The organism is Brevundimonas sp. Marseille-Q4549 (assembly GCF_976940555.1).
Map to the genome: position 1 here is coordinate 925057 of NZ_CDRHXG010000001.1, position 18536 is coordinate 943592.

Below are 18536 nucleotides of genomic sequence, written 5' to 3' on the forward strand. Positions count from 1 at the left end.
AGGATAGTGATTCTGGACGCCCCCGGGATCGCGAGAGGGGCGTAGGACGGAGAGACCCCATGACCGCCGCCCGCCTCTACGCCGAACGGCTGAAGACCCCCGACCAGGCCGCCGCCCTGATCGCCTCGGGCGCCAAGGTCGTCATGGGGCTGGGGGCGTCCCAGCCGCCGGCCCTGCTGAAGGCCCTGGCCGACCGGGCCGAGCGGGGAGAGGTCGAGGACGTCAACCTCTACTATCTGCTCAGCACCGCCATCGCCGGCCAGACGGTGTTGCGCGACGAACTGATGGGGCGCATCCGGCCGTGGAGCCTGTTCCATACGGCCATCGAACGCGGGCTGGAGCAGAGGGCGCGCGACGCCGGCCGGCCCAATCCGGTCCAGTTCATCCCCACGGGCTTTCAGCAGTCGCCGCGCCTGCTGTGCCACGAGGTCCGGGTGGATACGCTGATCTGCACCGTGTCGCCGATGGACGAGGACGGCTTCTTCTCCTTCGGCACGAACACCGACTACGCCAAACCGGTGTCCGAGACGGCGCGCACGGTGATCGTCGAGGTCAATCCGCATATGCCGCGCGTGTTCGGCGACTGCACCGTTCATGTGTCACGGGTCGCCGCCATCGTCGAACACGCCGCCCCGCTTCTGGTCGTGCCCAAGGCACAGCCCCAGGCGGCGGACCTGATCATCGGCCGGACCATCGCCGATCTGGTCGAGGACGGCTCGACCCTGCAGATGGGCATCGGCGCCCTGCCCAACGCTGTCTGCGACGCGCTGAAGGACCACCGCCATCTGGGCGTCCATACCGAGATGCTGACGCCCGGCCTGGTGGAGCTGATGCAGGCGGGGGCGGCCGATCATTCCCGAAAGACCCTGCACCCCGGCGTCGGCGTCTTCGCATTTTCGATGGGGGACCGGAACACCTACGACTTCCTGAACGGCAATCGCGGCCTGGAGGCCCATCCGGTCTCCTATGTGAACGATCCGGCGGTGATCGCCCGCAATGCGAAGATGATCTCGGTCAACGCCACGCTTCAGATCGATCTGACCGGGGCCTGTTGTTCGGAGTATCTGAACGGACGACAGTTCACGGCCTCGGGCGGCCAGCTGGACTTCGTGCGCGGGGCCTATGGCTCGGAGGGCGGAAAGTCGATCATCGCCTGCCATTCCACGGCGGCGAAGGGGACGGCCTCGCGCATCGTGGCGCGGCTGGACGGGCCGGTGACGACGCCGCGAAACGACACCCACATCATCGTCACCGAACACGGCTGGACTGACCTGAAGGGCAAGTCGACCAGCGAACGGGCGCGCGCCCTGATCGCCCTGGCCGCGCCCGAGTTCCGCGACGGCCTGACGCGAGAGGCGCGCGAACAGGGCCTGATCTGAAGCCGACCCGAAGGGTTCCGTCTCGTGCGGCCTAAGGCTAAGCTTTTGGCCATGCCTCCACCGCTTCTGTCGATAGACCGCGTCAGCGTCGCGCGCGGCGACCGCGCCTTGTTGAACGGCGTCACCCTGACCCTGCCCGAGGGGCGCCACACCGCCATCCTGGGCCGCAACGGGTCGGGCAAGTCCACCCTGGTCCAGCTGATCACCCGCCAGATCTATCCGACCGTCGGCGCAGGCGGCGACGGCCGCCTGGGCGAGGTCCGCATTCTGGGCCGCGCCCACTGGGACGTGTTCGAGCTGCGCAGCCTGCTGGGCGTGGTGTCGCCCGCTGTCCAGTCCGACTTCACCAGCGACGAGGGATTGGAGGTGTTCGACGCGGTCGTGTCCGGCTTCTTCGCCGCACGCGGCGCGTGGAACCACGTCGTGACCGAGGCGATGCGCTACGCCAGCCGCAAGGCGCTGGGGCGGATGGGCGTCGCACATCTGATCGGGCGCAAGATGGCCACCCTGTCGACCGGCGAGGCGCGTCGGGTGCTGATCGCCCGCGCCCTGGTTCACCAGCCCCGCGCCCTGCTGCTGGACGAACCCTGCGGCGGACTGGACCCGGCGACGCGGCGGCAATTTCTGGAGGCGCTGCGCGACGTGGCGCGGTCGGGCGTGACCCTGGTGCTGATCACCCACCACATCGAGGAAATCCTGCCCGAGATCGACCATCTGGTCCTGCTGCGCGAGGGTCGGGTGCTGGCGGACGGGGCCAAGGACGCCCTGCTGACCCGCCCGGTCCTCAGCGACCTGTTCGGCCTGCCCGTCACGGTCGACCGACGCGGCGACTGGTTCTGGGCGCATCTGGACTGAAGTCGACTTGCCGCAGGATGGGGAAAGGGAGAAGCTGGCCGCCTGATGCTGCGTCCCCTGCTCTTGATCCTCGCTCTGATCGCCGCGGCCGTCGGCGCCCCAGCCAGCGCCAGTGCAGCCCAGTGGGTCTATGCGACGGAAGGCCAGTGCGGCGGGCGGCCGATGACCACGGTGCGGATGGCGCCGGGCTATTGTCTGGGGCTGGTGTGGCAGGGGACGGCAAACGACGGCCCCCGGATGCCGCGGGGTCTTTTGGCGCTGTCCGGCGGCGATTGGCTGGTCACTGACTTGGGCGGCTGGCAGGCGGGGCGGGGTTCGGTGTGGCGGCTGTCGTTCGCGCCGGACGGCTCGGCGCGCTGGCGCAGGCTGGCCCAGGGCCTGTCCATGCCCCACACCGTGGCGCGCGGTCCGGACGGGCGGGTCTATGTGTCCGAGATGAACCGCATCCTGACGCTGGACCCAGACGCGGCCGATCCGGCGGCGACTGTGCGGACGGTGATCGGCGGCCTGCCCGACAACCGGCTGCACGACAATCGCCACCCGCTGTCCAGCTTCGTCTTCGACGGCGACGGGGCGCTGCTGGTCAATGTCGGGGCGCCCAGCGACCGCTGCGTGGACGACCGGGGCCGGCCGCGCACGACGGCCTCTGGCGCCTGCATCGACAGCGCCGGGACGGCCCAGGTGCGGCGTCACGCCTATCTGGGCGACGGCCGCTGGGCCGAAGACAGCACGGTCTTCGCCTCGGGCCTTAGGAACTCCATCGCCCTGGTTCGGCATCCGTCGGGCACGATCCTGCAGGGCGAGAATTCGGTCGATCTGACCACGCCCGACCATCCCTATGACGAGATCAACGTCCTGCGCCGGGGCGGCGATTACGGCTGGCCCTATTGCGTCGATCTGGCCACGCCCCTGCCGGGCTGGAGCGCGGCCCAGGCGCGGTGCGGCCAGCGCGTCCGGCCCGTGGCGCTTCTGCCGCCGCACGCCGCGCCGCTGGACCTGATCTATTACGAGGGGACGATGTTCCCCGAACTTCGCGGCCGGCTGCTGATGAGCTGGCACGGCTATCGCCGCACGGGCGGGCGGATCGTGGCGGCCGAGACGGACGACCAGGGACGGCCCCTGACCGACATCGGCGGGCGTTACGCCCTGTATCCGCGCGGCTCGGCGCCCTATCCGACTGGCGCGCCCAGCGTACGCGGCAAGGTGCTGACGCCCGGCTGGGATACCGTTGCGGGCCGCCAGCCGCGCGGATCGCCGGTGGTGATGGCCGTCGCCGCCGACGGCGCGATCTGGGTCACGGACGACCGCAGCCGGGCGATCCTGAGGATCGCCCGGCCAACGGATTAGCCCTCGCGCGCCTCGCGCTTGGCCAGGACGCGCAGACGCAGCGCGTTCAGCTTGATGAAGCCGGCGGCGTCCTTGTGGTCGTAGGCCTGGACGCCCTCCTCGAAGGTGACGAGGTCCTGGTCGTACAGGCTGTTGGGGCTTTCGCGGCCGATGACCGAGACATTGCCCTTGTACAGCTTGACCTTGACCGTGCCGGAGACCTTTTCCTGGCTCAGGTCGATGGCGGCCTGAAGCATCTCGCGCTCGGGCGAGAACCAGAAGCCGTTGTAGATCAACTCGGCGTATTTCGGCATCAACTGGTCCTTCAGGTGCATGGAGCCGCCGTCCAGGGTGATGCTTTCGATGCCGCGGTGGGCCGCGATCAGGATAGTTCCGCCGGGCGTCTCATAGACGCCGCGCGACTTCATGCCGACGAAGCGGTTCTCGACCAGGTCCAGACGGCCGATCCCGTTGTCGTGGCCATACTGGTTCAGGGCGGTCAGCAGGGTCGCCGGGCTCATGGCCTCGCCGTTGATCGAGACGGGATCGCCCTTTTCGAAGCCGATCTCGATGACCGTCGCCACGTCCGGCGCGTCCTCGGGGCTGATGGTGCGCTGGTGGACGAACTCGGGGGCCTCGACCGCCGGGTCTTCCAGCACCTTGCCCTCGGACGAGGAGTGCAGAAGGTTGGCGTCGACGCTGAACGGCGCCTCGCCGCGCTTGTCCTTGGAAATCGGGATCTGGTTCTTTTCGGCGAAGTCCAGCAGGGCCTCGCGGCTGCGGAACTCCCACTCGCGCCAGGGGGCGATGACGCGGATGTCGGGCTCCAGCGCATAGTAGCCCAGTTCGAACCGGACCTGATCGTTGCCCTTGCCGGTCGCGCCGTGACAGACGGCGTCGGCCCCGACCTGACGCGCGATCTCGATCTGGCGCTTGGAGATCAGCGGACGGGCGATGGAGGTGCCCAGCAGATAGTCGCCCTCGTACTGAGCGTTGGCGCGGAACATGGGGAAGACGAAGTCGCGCACGAACTCTTCGCGCAGGTCGTCGATGAAGATGTTCTCGGGCTTGATGCCCAGCTTCAGCGCCTTCTCGCGCGCCGGGCCAAGCTCCTCGCCCTGGCCCAGGTCGGCGGTGAAGGTCACGACCTCGGCGTTATATTCGGTCTGGAGCCACTTCAGGATGATCGAGGTGTCCAGGCCGCCGGAATAGGCGAGGACGACTTTCTTGACGGGCTTGTCGGCGGGGGCGGACATGGCGGCTCTTTCAGCAAGGCGGTGGCGGCGGACGGGAAGTTGACGCGCGCATAAGACCGGGGGTCCGGTGATGCAACCTTTTCCGCCCCCTTTTCCGACAACGGGACACACCAAGATTAAGCTTTTGTCATGGTCAATCCGCCGCGTTGTCACACGGGCGACCCCGGTTATGGTTCGGGCATCTGGAATCCAAGGATGTCTGCTTTCATGCGCCGCACCGGGTCTCTCGTCGCCGCCGCCGCCCTTCTGGCGGTTTCCACCCCTGTCTGGGCCTCGGCTCCCGCCGCCCGGAACGCCCCGGCCGCCGCGCCGGCCGTCCAGGCCGCGCCCGTGTCCGAACTGGTCCGCGAAGTGGATATTCCCTACACCCGGTTCACTCTGGACAACGGCCTGACTGTGCTGGTCCACGAAGACCACAAGGCGCCGGTCGTCGCCGTTTCGGTCTGGTACAATGTCGGGTCCAAGGATGAACCGGCCGGCAAGACCGGTTTCGCCCACCTGTTCGAACACCTGATGTTCGGCGGTTCGGAAAACGCCCCCGGCAGCTATTTCACCCCGATGCGCAACATGGGCGCGACGGACATGAACGGCACCACCTGGTTCGACCGCACCAACTATTTCGAGACCGTGCCGACCCAGGCGCTGGAACAGGCCCTGTTCCTAGAAAGCGACCGCATGGGCTATATGCTGGGCGCCATCACCCAGGAGACGCTGGATCTGCAGCGGGGCGTGGTCCAGAACGAGAAGCGCCAGGGCGACAACCAGCCCTACGGCCTGAACCAGTACAAGCAGCTGGAGGCCCTGTTCCCCGAAGGGCATCCCTATCGCCACTCGACCATCGGTTCGATGGCCGATCTAGACGCCGCCTCGATGGAGACGGTGCGCGACTGGTTCCGCTCCAACTACGGCCCGAACAACGCCGTGCTGGTGCTGGCCGGCGACATCACTCCGGCCCAGGCGCGGCAGCTGACAGAGAAGTATTTCGGTCCGATCCCGCGCGGCCCGGTCAACAACCCGGCACAGGCGCCCGTCCCGACCCTGGCCGCGCCGGTCAACGAAACCATACGCGACCGCGTCGCCAACGCCCAGGTCGAGATCAGCTGGGCGGTGCCCGGCATGCTGGACCCGGATTCGGTGCCGCTGAGCGTCGGCGCCTCGGTGCTGGGCGGCCTGGCGTCCTCGCGCCTGGACAATGAACTGGTGCGGGGCGAGCAGACGGCTGTGTCGGTCAGCGCCGGCAACGGCGCCTACCACCGGATCGGCATCTTCGAGATCACGCTAAACATCAAGCCGGGACAGGATCCTGCCGCCGTCGAGGCGCGCGCGCGCGAAATCCTGAACGGCTTGATCGCCGACGGCCCGACGGCCGATGAGGTCGAGCGGGTCAAGACGCAATACGTCTCGCGCCGCATCCAGGGGCTGGAACAGGTCGGCGGCTTCGGCGGCAAGGCCGTGGCTCTGGCCGAGGGTCAACTGTATGCGGGTGATCCCGAGTTCTACAAGAAGCAGCTGGCCGCCTATGCCGCCGTCACCCCGGCCCAGGTCCAGGCGGCCATGCAGAAGTGGCTGACCCGTCCGGCCTATACGCTGACGACCCTGGTCGGGGATCGCGAAGCCTATCAGGAAGCGGCGACCAATCCGGCCGGCGCCAACCACACCCCCGCGCCCCCCATCGAGCGGGTTGCGCGGATGGCCAAGCCCGAGATCGGCCAGGTCGCCAACGTCGACTTCCCGGCCGTCGAGCGCGCGCGGCTGTCCAACGGCATGGAGGTCGTCTACGCCCAACGCGACGCCGTCCCCGTGACCAAGATCGCCGTGGACTTCGACGCCGGCCTGGCGGCGGACGACGTCGCCAAACTGGGGCTGCAGACCCTGATGCTGGACCTGATGGACGAGGGCACCCGCACGCGCAACGCCACCCAGCTGGCCGAGGCGCAGGAAGCCCTGGGGGCCACGATATCGACCGGCGCGACGATGGACCGGTCGGTGATCAGCCTGAACGCGGTCACGCCGAACCTGGCCCCGTCGGTCGGCCTGTTAGCCGAGGTGATCCGCACCCCGGCCTTCGCCCCGGCCGAACTGGAGCGCCTGCGCGCCGCGCGGCTGTCGCGGATCGCCGCCGAACGGACCCAGCCGGCCGCCCTGGCCAGTCGCGCCCTGCCGGAACTGCTGTACGGGGCAAACAGCCCCTATGGCCGTCCGTTCAGCGGCAACGGCGACGAGGCCAGCGTTCGGTCGATCACCGAAGCCGACATCCGCACCGACTACGCCAAGTGGATTCGCCCGGACAACGCCAAGATCTTCGTCGTCTCCGACAAGCCTCTGGCCGAAATCCTGCCGATCCTGAACGCCCAGCTGGGCCAGTGGGTCCCGCCCGCCTCGGCCAAGCCGGTCAAGGACTTCTCGGCCCCGATCCCGGCGGCGACGCCCAAGATCGTGCTGATCGACCGTCCGCAGTCGCCCCAGTCCTTCATCATGGGCGGCGAGGTGCTGGACGCCTCGGGTACGGACGACCTGTTGGTGTTGAACGCGGCGAACAACGTCCTGGGCAACGACTTCCTGTCACGCATCAACTCGGACCTGCGCGAGACCAAGGGCTGGTCCTACGGCGTCAACGCCTCCGTCTCCGGCTTCCAGCACCGCGTGCCCTATCTGGTGACGGCGCCGGTCCAGGCCGACCAGACGGGCCCGGCCATTGCGGCCCTGAACGCCCAGTTCAACGACTTCCTGAAGGGCGGCAAGGGCGTGACCCCGGCCGAGCTGGAGCGGACGGTCAACGGCAACACCCGCCGTCTGGCCGGCAGCTACGAAACCTCCGGCGCCGTGCTGGGGGCCTTGCGGACCAACGACATGCTGGGTCGTCCGGACGACTATCCGGAAACGGTCGCGGCGCGCACCAACGCCTTGACGGCGGACCAGCTGGACGCCGCCGCGCGCGCCGCCATCGACCCGGCCCGGTTCGTCTGGGTGGTCGTGGGCGACGCCGCCAAGGTCAAGCCGCAGCTGGACGCGCTAGGCATTCCGGTCGAGGTGCGGGCTGCGGCGACGCAGTAAGGACCGACAGGCGAAACGACGAAGGCCCGGAGAGCGATCTCCGGGCCTTTTCTTTGGCTTCTGGCGTCAGGTCCAATCGACATCCGGTGCGCCGACATCCTGATTCGTCATTCCGGGGCTGAGCAGAGCGAAGAACCCGAAAGCCAGTGATACGGCCACCCAGCCGGATGCATTCAACGCCAGACGCGCATGCCCCGGAATGACGATTAGAGGCTGAATGTCGCTTGGACCTACACGGCGGCGGGTCGCCCGTGACGGCGGTTTTCAGTCCAGCGTCGCGCCGGTCGTGCGCATGATCTCGGCGCGCAGTTCGGGCAGGCCCAGGCCCTTTTCGGACGAGGTCAGGGCGACCACAGGGAAGGCGGCGGGGCGTTTGGAGATGGCCTTCAGCGTGGCCTCCTGAACCTTCTCCCCCTCGCCCTTCTTCAGCTTGTCGGCCTTGGTCAGGACGATCTGATAGCTGACGGCGGCCATATCCAGGGCGTCCAGCGCCTCGGCGTCCACGCTCTTCAGCCCGTGGCGGCTGTCGATCAGCAGATAGACCCGCTTCAGCGTCACCCGCCCGCGTAGATAGTCGCGGCCCAGGTCCTGGAACTTCTTGACCGTGGTCTTGGACGCCTTGGCCCAGCCATAGCCGGGCAGGTCGACCAGACGCATACGGCCGTCCAGATCGAAGAAGTTGACCTCGCGCGTGCGGCCCGGCTCGTTGGAGGCGCGGGCCAGCTTGTGCATGCCCACAAGGCCGTTGATCAGGCTGGACTTGCCGACGTTGGAGCGGCCGGCGAAGGCGATTTCGGGCAGGTCGGGATCGGGCAGCTGCTCGATCTTGGCCGCGCCCATGACGAAGGTCGCGGGCCGCGCGAACAGGATGCGCGCGGCCTCGATGTCCTCGGGCGTGAACTCGGTCTCTTCGATCACGCCGGTGATTTCTTGAAGCGGGCGAAGAAAGCGTCGATCGGGTTCTCGGCCTTGTAGCGGTGCATGATGACGTACTGCTGCAGGATGGTCAGGATGTTCGACCAGGCCCAGTAGACCAAGAGGCCCGCCGCGAAGGGCGCCATGATGAAGGTGAAGACCAGCGGCATGAACTGGAAGATCTGACGCTGCATCGGGTCGGCCGCCGGCGGGTTCATCGCCGTCTGCAGCCACATGGTCAAGCCGTAGGCGATGGCCAGAAGGCCCAGGTGCAGCGGACCGCCCAGCAGGCCGCCGATCAGCGGCGCCGCCGCGGGATCCCAGGGGATCAGGCCGAACAGGTTCCAGATCGACGAGGGGTCGCGCGCCGACAGGTCGTGGATGAAGCCCAGGAACGGCTGGTGGCGCATCTCGATGGTGACGGTCAGCACCTTGTAGAGGGCGTAGAAGACCGGAATCTGCAGCAACAGAGGCAGACAGCCCGCCACGGGATTGATCTTCTCCCGCTGATACAGGGCCATGGTCTCCTGCTGCTGCTTCTGCGGGTCGTCTTTGAACTTCTTCTTGATCTCCTCCATCTTGGGCTGGAGGTTCCGCATCTTGGACATCGAGGCGTAGGCGTTGTTGGCCAGCGGGAACATGATCAGCTTGACGATGACGGTCAGGGCCAGAATGGCGACGCCGAAGCTGCCGACCAAGCCATAGACGTTCTCCAGCACCCAGAAGATCGGGCGCGTCAGGAACCAGAACATGCCCCAGTCGATCGCATAGACGAAGCGCGGCAGGTGCAGGGACTGCTCATAGGCCTTCAGCACCTCGGCGCGCTTGACCCCGGCGAACAGGCGCTGGGTCTCGGTCGCGGTTCCGCCCGGCTGAATGGTGCGGGTCGTGCCCAGGACATTGGCTTCCAGCTGCTGGGCGCCGCCGTTCTCACGCACGCGGAACTCGGTTTCGACCGCCTCGTTCTGCTGGGGCAGCAGGGCCGCCAGCCAGTATTTGTCGGTGATGCCCAGCCAGCCGCCGGTCGAGGCGTTCTCGATGCGGGGCTCCTTCAGCCAGTCCTTGTACTTCTTCTGCTCGGTCCGATAGTCGCCCGGCTTGCCGAAGGTGCCGATGGCGCCTTCGTGGACGATGTGGGAAGAGCCGGCGGCCTGGGGCACGCCCAGACGCTGGACGCTGCCGTAGGGGGCGATGGTGATGGCCTGGGTTCCCAGATTCTGCACCGTGTCCTGAACCGAGAAGACGTATCTGTCGTCGACCGACACCACGCGGGTGAAGCGCAGACCTTGCCCGTTGTCCCAGGTCAGGGTGATCGGCGTGGTCGGCGTCAGGGTCGAACCGTTGGTCAGGCGCCAGACGGTGTTGGGGCCGGGAACGCCGCCGGGGACGTTGGGGCCGGTCCAGCCGAACTGGGCGAAATAGGCGTTCTGCATGCCCTGCGGGCGGAACAGCTCCACCGGGTCAGGCTTGTCCTGGGCCTCGCGATAGTCGGTCAGGAACAGGTCGTCGATGCGGCCGCCCTGCAGCGACAGCGAGCCCTTCAGCGTGCCCGACTGGATCGGCACGCGCGCGGCGCCCGACAGGGCCTGGGCGCGGCTGGTCACGAAGGTCGACGCCTGGGGGCTCAGCGCCGTGCGCGCGGCGTTGTCGGCCGACTGCGACTGTTCGGCGTGGGCGCGCTGCTGCATGGCGCGGCGCTCGGCCTGCGGGCGCAGGACGGTGAAATAGTAGATACCCAGGATCAGGGCCGAGCACACGATGAAGATGATCGTGTTGCGCGAGTTCTCGTTTTTCATGGATTCTGGCGGTCCTGGCCGGAAGGGGCGCGGGCGGGCGAGGGCGTGTCGGCCTTCGGTCTCGCCAGCCTTGTAAGCGTCGATTTCACGTCGTCAAGCAAACGGTCCCAGGCGCGCTCGGTCGTGCCCATGCGGGCGATGAAGACATAGTCGCTGCCGGGGACGCCGTGGTCGGGCAAAAGGGCGCGGGCGGCCTGACGCAGGCGTCGCTTGGCGCGGTTGCGCTGGACGGCGCCGCCGATCTTCCTGGTGGCGGTGAAGCCCATGCCGACGTGCGGCGAACCGTCGCCCCGCTCCAGCCGCTGGATCACCACGCCGCCGCGGGCCTCGGAAACGCCTTTGGCGGCCGCCAGGAACTGGGGCCGCCGCAACAGACGTTTGATCTGTAAAGGGTCGCTCATGCGTCCTTGGTCCCGGACGCGAGAGCCGCTTACGCCGTCAGGCGCTTGCGGCCCTTGGCGCGACGGCGCGCAACGATCTTCTGGCCGTTCTTGGTGGCCATCCGGCTGCGGAAGCCGTGACGGCGCTTGCGCACGAGTCGCGACGGCTGATAGGTCCGCTTCACGGTCGGCTCCTGACGTTAAAAGGTTGGGCGACGGGGCAACAGGGCGTCCGCCGCAGGAAGGGCGGGCGTATAAGTCGCATGGTCGCGCGAGTCAACGCTCGGCCGGCATTTCGGGAACGAAGAGCGTATGGCGAAACGAACGGCGAAGGAATGGGCCTTGCGGCTGCTGCCGCTGGCGGCCGTCGCCGGCCTGGCCGTCGCCTTCTTCGCCCTGGGCTGGAATCGCTATCTGTCGATGGACATGCTGCGCGAGCACGGGCTGAACCTTCAGGCCTATGCGCGCGACCACTGGTGGATCGCCCTGGCGGGCTTCATCGGCGTCTACGCCCTGGCGACCGCCTCGACCATTCCGGGGCCGGTGTTCCTGACCCTGCTGGGCGGGATGATGTTCGGTCCCTATGTCGGCGCCCTGGCCCAGTCGACGGGGGCCACGATCGGTTCGGTCGTCATCTATTGCGTCTATCGCACCTCGATCGGGACGTGGCTGCGCGCCAAGTTCGCGGCGGACGCGGGCTTCATGGACCGGCTGGCCAAGGGCATCGACCGCAACGCCTTCACCACCCTGTTCACCCTCAGGGTGATCCCTAGCGTGCCCTTCGTTCTGGTCAACGCCACGGCGGGGATGATGGCGGTGCCGCTGAGGCCCTACATCGTCGCCACCTTCGTGGGTCTGCTGCCGTCCACCTTCATCTACACCTGGATCGGGTCCGAGCTGGGCGACCTTCTGAAGGCGGGCGTGCGGCCCGACCTGCCGATGCTGCTGAAGCAGTTCTTCTGGCCTCTGATGGGGGTGGTCTTCCTGTCGCTATTGCTGCCGCTGGGACTGAAGTTGGGTCAGATGGCGCGCGACCGGCGCGCCGGGGCCAGGGATGCTGGGGGGCGGGCGGCGTGAGCGCCCTGTTCGACCGGATCGCCGGGCGGCTGGGCCTGTCGCCCGAGGCGGCCGAGACCTGGCGCGAACGTCTGCGCCCGCGCGCGCCGGACGGGCTGTCGGCGCGGCTGCTGCTGCTGACGGTCGCCTTCACCCTGGCGGTCGAGGCGGTGATTCTGGCGCCCAATCTGGCGGCCTTCCACGAACGCTGGCTGCGCGACCGTCTGCAGGCCGCCGAACTGGCCTCGGTCGGGGTTGAGGCCCTGCCCTATAGCGCGGTGGAGGACGACACGGCGGCCGAGCTGATGCGGATCGGCGGGGTTCAGGCCGTGGCCCTGACCGAACAAGGGGTGCGCCGGCTGCTGCTTCAGGCCCCCAACCTGCCGCGCGCGCCCGAACTGATCGATCTGCGGCGCGAGAACACCTGGGCGCGGCTGACCGATCCGTGGCGCACCCTGTTCGGCCATCCGGACCGCTCGCTGCGGGTTCAGGCCAAGCCGCGCTACCGGTCGGGCGACTTCATCGAGATCGTCACCCCGGCTCAGCCGCTGAAGATCGAACTGCGGGCCTTTCTGCTGAACAGTCTTCTGGTGTCGCTGCTGGTGTCGGCGACGGCCGGGGCGCTGCTCTATGGCGGCCTGGCGCTTCTGGTGCTGCGTCCGCTGCGGCGCGTGACCCGGTCGATGGAGCGGTTCGCCGCCGACCCCGAGAGCGATCCCGAAGCGCCCTCCGACCGGCACGACGAGATCGGCCGGGTCGAGCGCGAACTGGCGCGGATGCAGGACGAGGTGCGCCAGTCCCTGCGCTCGCGCGCCCGCCTGGTGGCGCTGGGCGAGGCCGTGGCCAAGATCAACCACGACCTGCGCAATATGCTGACCTCGGCCCAGATGGCGTCCGAGCGGCTGGCGACCTCGGCCGACCCGCAGGTGGCCAAGGCTCTGCCGCGGCTGGAGCGGGCGCTGAGCCGGGCGGCCGCCCTGTCGCGCAATGTTCTGGAGTACGGCAAGAGCGAGGAGCCGGCGCCGCAGAAGACCCGCGTCGTCCTGACCAAGGCCCTGACCCTGGCGGCCGAGGACGCCGGGTTGGATCCCGAAGGAGTGCGCCTGATCAAGCAACTGCCGCCCCGGTTCGCGGTCGAGGCCGATCCGGATCAACTGTATCGCATCCTGGTCAATCTGATGCGGAACGCGCGACAGGCCATCGAGGCGGATCCAGGCCGTCCCCCCGAGCGGCGTGGCAAGGGGGCGATCACCGTCAGCGCCTTCGGTGACGACGGATTCTGCGTGATCCGCATCGCCGACGACGGGCCGGGTATTCCGTCGCGCCTGGCCGAACGGCTGTTCGAGCCCTTCGTCAGTTCCAAGAGTTCGGACGGAACGGGGCTGGGGTTGACCATTTCGCGCGAGCTGGCGGCCCTGCACGGCGGCGACCTGAGGCTGGTCGCCAGCGAGGGCGGCGCGACCTTCGAACTGCGCCTGCCGGATTGAGCCCTATTCCAGGCCGTCGTCCGAGACGACGAAGGGACGGTTCTCGGTCTTGGCCTGGGCGGCCAGCTCTTCCTGCACCAGATGCCAGCGCCGCAGCCGCTCATAGTCGATGGCATGCTCGGGCGAAGCGTCCAGCCAGTGGCGGAAATCCTCCATCTGCAGGCGCGCGTCCGGCGCTGTCGGATCGGGCAGGGCGGGCACGTTCGGCAGCTGGCGCGCGACCTCGGCCGGAATGGGATAGTCGCCGGACGCGGTGCTGAGGATCATGGGGTGTCTCGAATGTGCGCTAAGGTCGCCGGAACCATGCCGCGAAGCGAGACCGTGCGCCACCTTTTCATGTGCGGCGCGTTGTTGCGGATCGGCGCTTCAACGGCCAAGCTAGCCGGCCGCCGGATCGTCCGCCTCTTTGGAGAAGCCCCCATGATCGCCCTGCGTAACTCCGCCCCGATCGGGATGGTCCTGACCGCCGCTCTTCTGGCCGCGCCCCTTTCGGCCGCCGCTGCGGGTCAGGCCAAGAGCCCGGCCGCCGCGGACCCCTATCGTGATCAGCGCGCCCTGCCGGACCCGTCCGACCCGGCGTCGCGCGACGCCGTGCTGAAGGCGCGAGGAGAGGCCTATCACCGCGCGCCCGATTCCCAGCAGAGCGAGGCGGAGATGGCCGAGACCCGCAGGCTGAACGACCGGATCGCCGCGGCCAACGATGCGGCGGACAAGGCGGACGCGGCCGCCCAGTTGGACTATGACGCCGCCCTGGCCCGCTATCAGACCGAGGTGCGCCGCAACGAGGAACAGGCTCACGCCGCCGCCCAGGCGACCCGCGCCGCCCAGGAACAGTACGACCGCGATTACGCCGCCTGGCGCGAGCAGGTGCGCCTATGCGAATCGGGCGTCCGCAGCGCCTGCGCGGCCCCGACGCCTGGGCCGCGTTAAGCCCCGCCCTTCTTCTGGGCCGCGACCAGGGCGTCGTCGATCTCTCGCGCGCGAACCGCGGCCGGACGGGCGGCCAAACGCTCGGCGTAGGCCTGGAAGACGGGACGGGTCGGAAGGGTTCCGAACATCAGGCCCCAGGAGACCTGACTGCCCACATAGACGTCGGCGGCGGTGAAGCGGTCGCCCAACAACCAGGGGCCGCCCTGGGACACGGCGTAGTCCAGGGTCTCCACCGCCTGATCGAACGAGCCGTAGCCGACCATGGTGGATTTTTCGGGCGGCGGCAGCAGGCCTACGGACTTGGCCGTCACTGCCGCCTCGACAGGCCCTGCGGCGAAGAACATCCAGCGGTAATAGGCGCCGCGCAGCGGATCGTCCGTCGCGGGCGCCAGGTTCGCTTCGGGAAAGGCGTCGGCTAGATAGGCGCAGATGGCGGCGCATTCGGTGACGACCGCGCCCCGATGAGTGACGGTCGGCACCTTGCCCATCGGATTGATCGCCAGATAATCCGGCGACTTCATCGTCGTGGCGTAGTCCAGCACCACGGTGCGATAGGGCCGCCCCACCTCTTCCAGCATCCAGCGGACGATGCGTCCACGCGACATGGGATTGGTGTAGAAGACGATCTCGGCTTCGGTCATGGCAAGCTCTCCCTTTCGGCAGAGCCTACGCCTGAAAGGCGATGGGTGTCAGCCCGCGACCAGGCTCATGTCGCGGCGGGCCATCATGCGGTCGAACTCGGTCCAGACGCCGTCGGCGCCGTGCCAGGATCCTTGCGTCGCGGCCTTGGAGTATTCGGTGGCGCGAGCCTCGAAGAAGTTGGCGTGTTCGACGCCGGACAGCAGCGACTGCAGCCAGGGCAGGGGGTTTTCCTTCACCCCATAGACTTCCGGCAGCTTCAACTGACGCAGGCGCCAGTCGGCGATGAAGCGGATGTACTGCTTGATGTCGTCCGGCGTCATGCCCTGGACCGAACCCATTTCGAAGGCCAGGTCGATGAACTTGTCCTCCATGTTCACCACCGTCTTGCAGCAGTCGACGATGTCGTCGGCCACCGAGGGCGTCACCGCGCCCGTCTCCTTGTTGAAGGCGTGGTACAGTTTGATGATGCCCTCGCAGTGCAGGCTCTCGTCGCGCACCGACCAGGACACGATCTGGCCCATGCCTTTCATCTTGTTCTGGCGCGGGAAGTTCATCAGCATGGCGAAGGAGGCGAACAGCTGAACCCCTTCGGAGAAGCCGCCGAACATGGCCAGGGTCCGGCAGATGTCGGCGTCGGTATCGACCCCGAACTGGCCCATATAGTCGTGCTTGTCCCGCATGGCCTCGTATTCCATGAAGGCGCCGAACTCGCTCTCGGGCATGCCGATGGTTTCCAGCAGCAGGGCGTAGGCCGCGATATGGATCGTCTCCATATTGGCGAAGGCGGCCAGCATCATCTTCACCTCGGTCGGTTTGAACACCCGACCGTAGCGTTCCATGTAGTTGTCCTGAACCTCGATGTCCGCCTGGGTGAAGAAGCGGAAGATCTGGGTCAGCAGGTTGCGCTCGCCGTCGTTCAGCGTCGAGGCCCAGTCCTTGACGTCCTCGCCCAGCGGCACCTCTTCGGGCATCCAGTGGACCTGCTGCTGCTTCTTCCACATGTCGAACGCCCACGGATAGCGGAAGGGCTTGTAGGCGACGGACGGGGTCAGAAGACCGGCGGCTTCGGGACGGATGATCGGGGTGATGGCGTTCATCGGGGCGAGACCTGAAACGAATCCGGAAGGAGGCGATCACCATGCGCAACGGCGGCGACGGCGCCAAGCCGGAAATCACCTATGTTGTGATCACTTTTTTCTATGGCGCTATATGTTGTGGTTCTGACGGAGGAAATTGGGGATGATGCAAGCTTGGCCTGGGGATGAGACGACAGGCGGGCTGGCGTATGGCGTGTTGGGCACATTTGTTCTTGATGTGTTCCCTCAATAAGGCGAAGCTTCCGGCAGACAGGGAGAACGACATGCTGGGTTACGTCACGATCGGCGCGAACGACGCCGAGACCGCGCACCGCTTTTATGACGCCGTGTTGGGCACGCTGGGCTGGAAGGCGCACATGACCTTCGGCGAATGGCGCGGTTATTCGCTGGACGGAAAGGGCGAGGGGCAATCGGTGTGGGTATGCAAGCCGTTCGACGGCGCGCCCGCCACCGTCGGCAACGGCATGATGGTGGCCTTTACGGCGCGCGATCACGCTCAAGTCGACGCCTTTCACGCCGCCGCAATGGCGAACGGCGGCGCCGACGAGGGCGAGCCGGGACCGCGCCCGGACTATGGGCCGCATTGGTACGCGGCCTATCTGCGCGACCCTACGGGCAACAAGCTGGCCATCGTCTTCAATCAGCCCTGACCACAGTCAGGCCGACTTCAGCGCCAGGGTGACGGTCTTAACGTTCACATATTCGTCGATGCCGTGGATCGAGCCCTCGCGGCCGTAGCCGGACTGTTTGACCCCGCCGAAGGGGGCGACGGGGGTGGAGATCAGGCCGGTGTTGACGCCGCACATGCCGGCCTCGATGCGGCGGCTGAACCGCATGGCTCGATCCAGGTCGCGGGTGAACAGATAGGAGGCTAGGCCGAATTCGCTGGCGTCGGCCTTTTCCAGCGCCTCGGCCTCGGTGTCGAAGGGAAAGACCGGGACCATGGGGCCGAAGGTCTCCTCCTCGCGGAACAGGCGGTCGTCGCCGCCCAGGGTCACGGTCGGCTGGAAGAAGCGGCCGCCCAGCGCATGACGCGCGCCGCCCGTCAGGATGCGGCCGCCGTCCGCCTGGATCGCGGCGACGTGGCGTTCGACCTTATCGAGGGCCTTGTCGTCGATCAGCGGGCCGACCTTGACGCCGGGCTGGAACGCATCCCCCACCGGGAGGCGGGCGACCTGGGCCGCCAGTTTCTCGGCGAAGGCCTCGGCGACCGGACGCTCGACATAGACCCGGTTGGGACAGACGCAGGTCTGACCCGAGTTGCGGAACTTGCCCTTGATGGTCTCGGCGACCGCAAGGTCCAGATCGGCGTCGGCGAAGACGACCAGGGGCGCGGCGCCGCCCAGCTCCATCGACACACGCTTCAGGGTGGGGGCGCACTGTTCCGCCAGCTTGCGGCCCACGCCGGTCGAGCCGGTGAAGCTGAGCTTGCGGATGTCGGGGCTGTCGCACAGGGCCTTGCCTATGACGGCGGCCTCGCCGGTCACGATGGATAGGGCGCCGGCGGGTAGACCGGCCCGATAGGCCAACTCGGCAAGGGCGATGGCGGTGAACGGCGTCTGGCTGGCCGGCTTGACCACGGCGGTGCAGCCGGCGGCGAAGGCGGGGCCCAGCTTCCGCGTCAGCATGGCGGCGGGGAAGTTCCACGGCGTGATCAGGGCGCAGGGGCCGACCGCCTCCCGATAGGTCAGGATCAGATGGCCCAGGGGGCTGTCTTGGGTTTCGCCGATCAGGCGTTCGGCCTCGCCGGCGAACCATTTGATGAAGCCGTTGGCGTAGGCGATCTCGCCCTTGGCCTCTTCGAAGGGTTTGCCGTTCTCTAGGGCGCACAGGGCGCCCAGGGCCTCGGTGTTCTCGTCGATCAGCGCGGCCCAGGCCCGCAGGAAGGCCGCACGTTCATGCGGATCGCCGCGCGACCAGTCGGTGAAGGCGTCCACGGCGGCGGCGACGGCCCGCTTCGTCTCGGCGGCGCCCAGATCGGGCACATGGCCCAGCAGGGCCCCGTCTGCGGGATTGTCCACCGCCACCCCGGCGCCGTTCGCCGCGATCAGCTCCCCGGCGATCAGGGCGTGTTGGCGCAGGAGGGACAGGCCGGCGTCGCGGGCGGCAGGGGTCACGGCGATCTCCAGAAATCGGGTCGAAAAAGCAAAAAGGCCCCGCCGGGAGACGGGGCCTTGGGTATCGTCAGGGAGCGGCGGTCGCCGTCCCGTGAACGATCAGTGCTTGGCGTCGTTGGCGGCGCCGGTCACGGCCTGGCCGGCGGCCTGGGTGTCGCGGCCGACGCCGGCGATCGTGTTGCAGGCGGCGGTGGTCAGGGCGGCGGCGACAGCGGCCAGAACGAAGATCTTGCGCATGTGAACTCT

The 18536-nt window shown here is 67.9% G+C and carries 18 protein-coding genes; 8 read left to right on the forward strand and 10 right to left on the reverse strand.

The annotated features are described in order from the left end of the window. The first annotated feature begins 59 nt into the window (after positions 1–59). Genes ACWPV3_RS04645 through ACWPV3_RS04655 form a run of 3 tightly spaced genes read left to right on the forward strand, consistent with a single transcriptional unit; the run spans position 60 to position 3581 of the window. Positions 60–1379, forward strand: coding sequence for an acetyl-CoA hydrolase/transferase family protein (locus ACWPV3_RS04645; RefSeq protein ID WP_453977035.1), 1320 nt, complete (start codon positions 60–62; stop codon positions 1377–1379). Between the two features lie 51 nt (positions 1380–1430). Further along, positions 1431–2234, forward strand: coding sequence for an ABC transporter ATP-binding protein (locus tag ACWPV3_RS04650; protein ID WP_453977036.1), 804 nt, complete (start codon positions 1431–1433; stop codon positions 2232–2234). A gap of 45 nt (positions 2235–2279) precedes the next feature. Beyond that, positions 2280–3581 carry a PQQ-dependent sugar dehydrogenase gene (locus tag ACWPV3_RS04655; RefSeq protein WP_453977037.1) on the forward strand — a complete coding sequence of 434 codons (1302 nt, stop codon included), beginning with the start codon at positions 2280–2282 and terminating at the stop codon, positions 3579–3581. Here ACWPV3_RS04655 and ACWPV3_RS04660 read toward each other — a convergent pair. Beyond that, the gene (locus ACWPV3_RS04660; protein ID WP_292086165.1) at positions 3578–4816 is read right to left on the reverse strand and encodes an argininosuccinate synthase; all 1239 of its coding nucleotides are present in this window, start codon (positions 4814–4816) and stop codon (positions 3578–3580) included. The genes ACWPV3_RS04655 and ACWPV3_RS04660 overlap by 4 nt on opposite strands. 207 nt (positions 4817–5023) lie before the next feature. Between ACWPV3_RS04660 and ACWPV3_RS04665 the strand changes: the two genes are divergently transcribed. Beyond that, positions 5024–7870 carry a M16 family metallopeptidase gene (locus tag ACWPV3_RS04665; RefSeq protein WP_453977038.1) on the forward strand — a complete coding sequence of 949 codons (2847 nt, stop codon included), beginning with the start codon at positions 5024–5026 and terminating at the stop codon, positions 7868–7870. A gap of 264 nt (positions 7871–8134) precedes the next feature. Here ACWPV3_RS04665 and yihA read toward each other — a convergent pair whose 3' ends face one another. Genes yihA through rpmH form a run of 4 tightly spaced genes read right to left on the reverse strand, consistent with a single transcriptional unit; the run spans position 8135 to position 11146 of the window. Then, positions 8135–8788 carry a ribosome biogenesis GTP-binding protein YihA/YsxC gene (gene yihA / locus ACWPV3_RS04670; protein WP_292086163.1) on the reverse strand — a complete coding sequence of 218 codons (654 nt, stop codon included), beginning with the start codon at positions 8786–8788 and terminating at the stop codon, positions 8135–8137. Beyond that, on the reverse strand, positions 8785–10581 hold the full coding sequence (gene yidC, locus ACWPV3_RS04675; protein ID WP_453977039.1) for a membrane protein insertase YidC: 1797 nt from the start codon (positions 10579–10581) through the stop codon (positions 8785–8787). The genes yihA and yidC overlap by 4 nt, the downstream gene beginning before the upstream one ends. Continuing rightward, positions 10578–10982, reverse strand: a complete 405-nt coding sequence (gene rnpA, locus ACWPV3_RS04680; RefSeq protein ID WP_292179203.1) for a ribonuclease P protein component — start codon at positions 10980–10982, stop codon at positions 10578–10580. Before rnpA ends, yidC begins: the two co-directional genes overlap by 4 nt. A 29-nt stretch (positions 10983–11011) precedes the next feature. Beyond that, complete coding sequence (gene rpmH / locus ACWPV3_RS04685; RefSeq protein ID WP_003164000.1) at positions 11012–11146, reverse strand: 50S ribosomal protein L34; 135 nt, start codon at positions 11144–11146, stop codon at positions 11012–11014. A gap of 127 nt (positions 11147–11273) precedes the next feature. Between rpmH and ACWPV3_RS04690 the strand changes: the two genes are divergently transcribed. Together ACWPV3_RS04690 and ACWPV3_RS04695 are read left to right on the forward strand one after the other, a co-directional pair. Next, positions 11274–12038 carry a TVP38/TMEM64 family protein gene (locus ACWPV3_RS04690; protein ID WP_453977040.1) on the forward strand — a complete coding sequence of 255 codons (765 nt, stop codon included), beginning with the start codon at positions 11274–11276 and terminating at the stop codon, positions 12036–12038. After that, positions 12035–13504 carry a sensor histidine kinase gene (locus tag ACWPV3_RS04695; protein ID WP_453977041.1) on the forward strand — a complete coding sequence of 490 codons (1470 nt, stop codon included), beginning with the start codon at positions 12035–12037 and terminating at the stop codon, positions 13502–13504. Before ACWPV3_RS04690 ends, ACWPV3_RS04695 begins: the two co-directional genes overlap by 4 nt. A 3-nt stretch (positions 13505–13507) precedes the next feature. On the opposite strand, the gene ACWPV3_RS04700 is transcribed toward ACWPV3_RS04695, so the two are convergent. Beyond that, positions 13508–13771 carry a hypothetical protein gene (locus ACWPV3_RS04700; RefSeq protein ID WP_292086157.1) on the reverse strand — a complete coding sequence of 88 codons (264 nt, stop codon included), beginning with the start codon at positions 13769–13771 and terminating at the stop codon, positions 13508–13510. Positions 13772–13924: 153 nt separating this feature from the next. On the opposite strand from ACWPV3_RS04700, the gene ACWPV3_RS04705 reads away from it, so the two are divergent. Beyond that, positions 13925–14434, forward strand: coding sequence for a hypothetical protein (locus ACWPV3_RS04705; protein WP_292086156.1), 510 nt, complete (start codon positions 13925–13927; stop codon positions 14432–14434). Here the strand turns inward: ACWPV3_RS04705 and ACWPV3_RS04710 are convergent. Together ACWPV3_RS04710 and ACWPV3_RS04715 are read right to left on the reverse strand one after the other, a co-directional pair. Continuing rightward, positions 14431–15075 carry a glutathione S-transferase family protein gene (locus ACWPV3_RS04710; RefSeq protein ID WP_453977042.1) on the reverse strand — a complete coding sequence of 215 codons (645 nt, stop codon included), beginning with the start codon at positions 15073–15075 and terminating at the stop codon, positions 14431–14433. The two genes, ACWPV3_RS04705 and ACWPV3_RS04710, sit on opposite strands and share 4 nt — an antisense overlap. Before the next feature lie 48 nt (positions 15076–15123). Next, entirely contained in the window at positions 15124–16173 is a 1050-nt protein-coding gene (locus ACWPV3_RS04715) for a ribonucleotide-diphosphate reductase subunit beta (RefSeq protein WP_453977043.1), read from the reverse strand. 263 nt (positions 16174–16436) lie between these two features. Here ACWPV3_RS04715 and ACWPV3_RS04720 point away from each other — a divergent pair, with 263 nt between their 5' ends. Then, positions 16437–16823: a VOC family protein gene (locus ACWPV3_RS04720; protein ID WP_313454344.1), complete on the forward strand. Its 387-nt coding sequence runs from the start codon at positions 16437–16439 to the stop codon at positions 16821–16823. 6 nt (positions 16824–16829) lie between these two features. On the opposite strand, the gene ACWPV3_RS04725 is transcribed toward ACWPV3_RS04720, so the two are convergent. Further along, entirely contained in the window at positions 16830–18290 is a 1461-nt protein-coding gene (locus ACWPV3_RS04725) for an NAD-dependent succinate-semialdehyde dehydrogenase (RefSeq protein WP_453977044.1), read from the reverse strand. Positions 18291–18389: 99 nt separating this feature from the next. Then, complete coding sequence (locus tag ACWPV3_RS04730; RefSeq protein WP_292086150.1) at positions 18390–18527, reverse strand: entericidin A/B family lipoprotein; 138 nt, start codon at positions 18525–18527, stop codon at positions 18390–18392. Between the last annotated feature and the right edge of the window lie 9 nt (positions 18528–18536).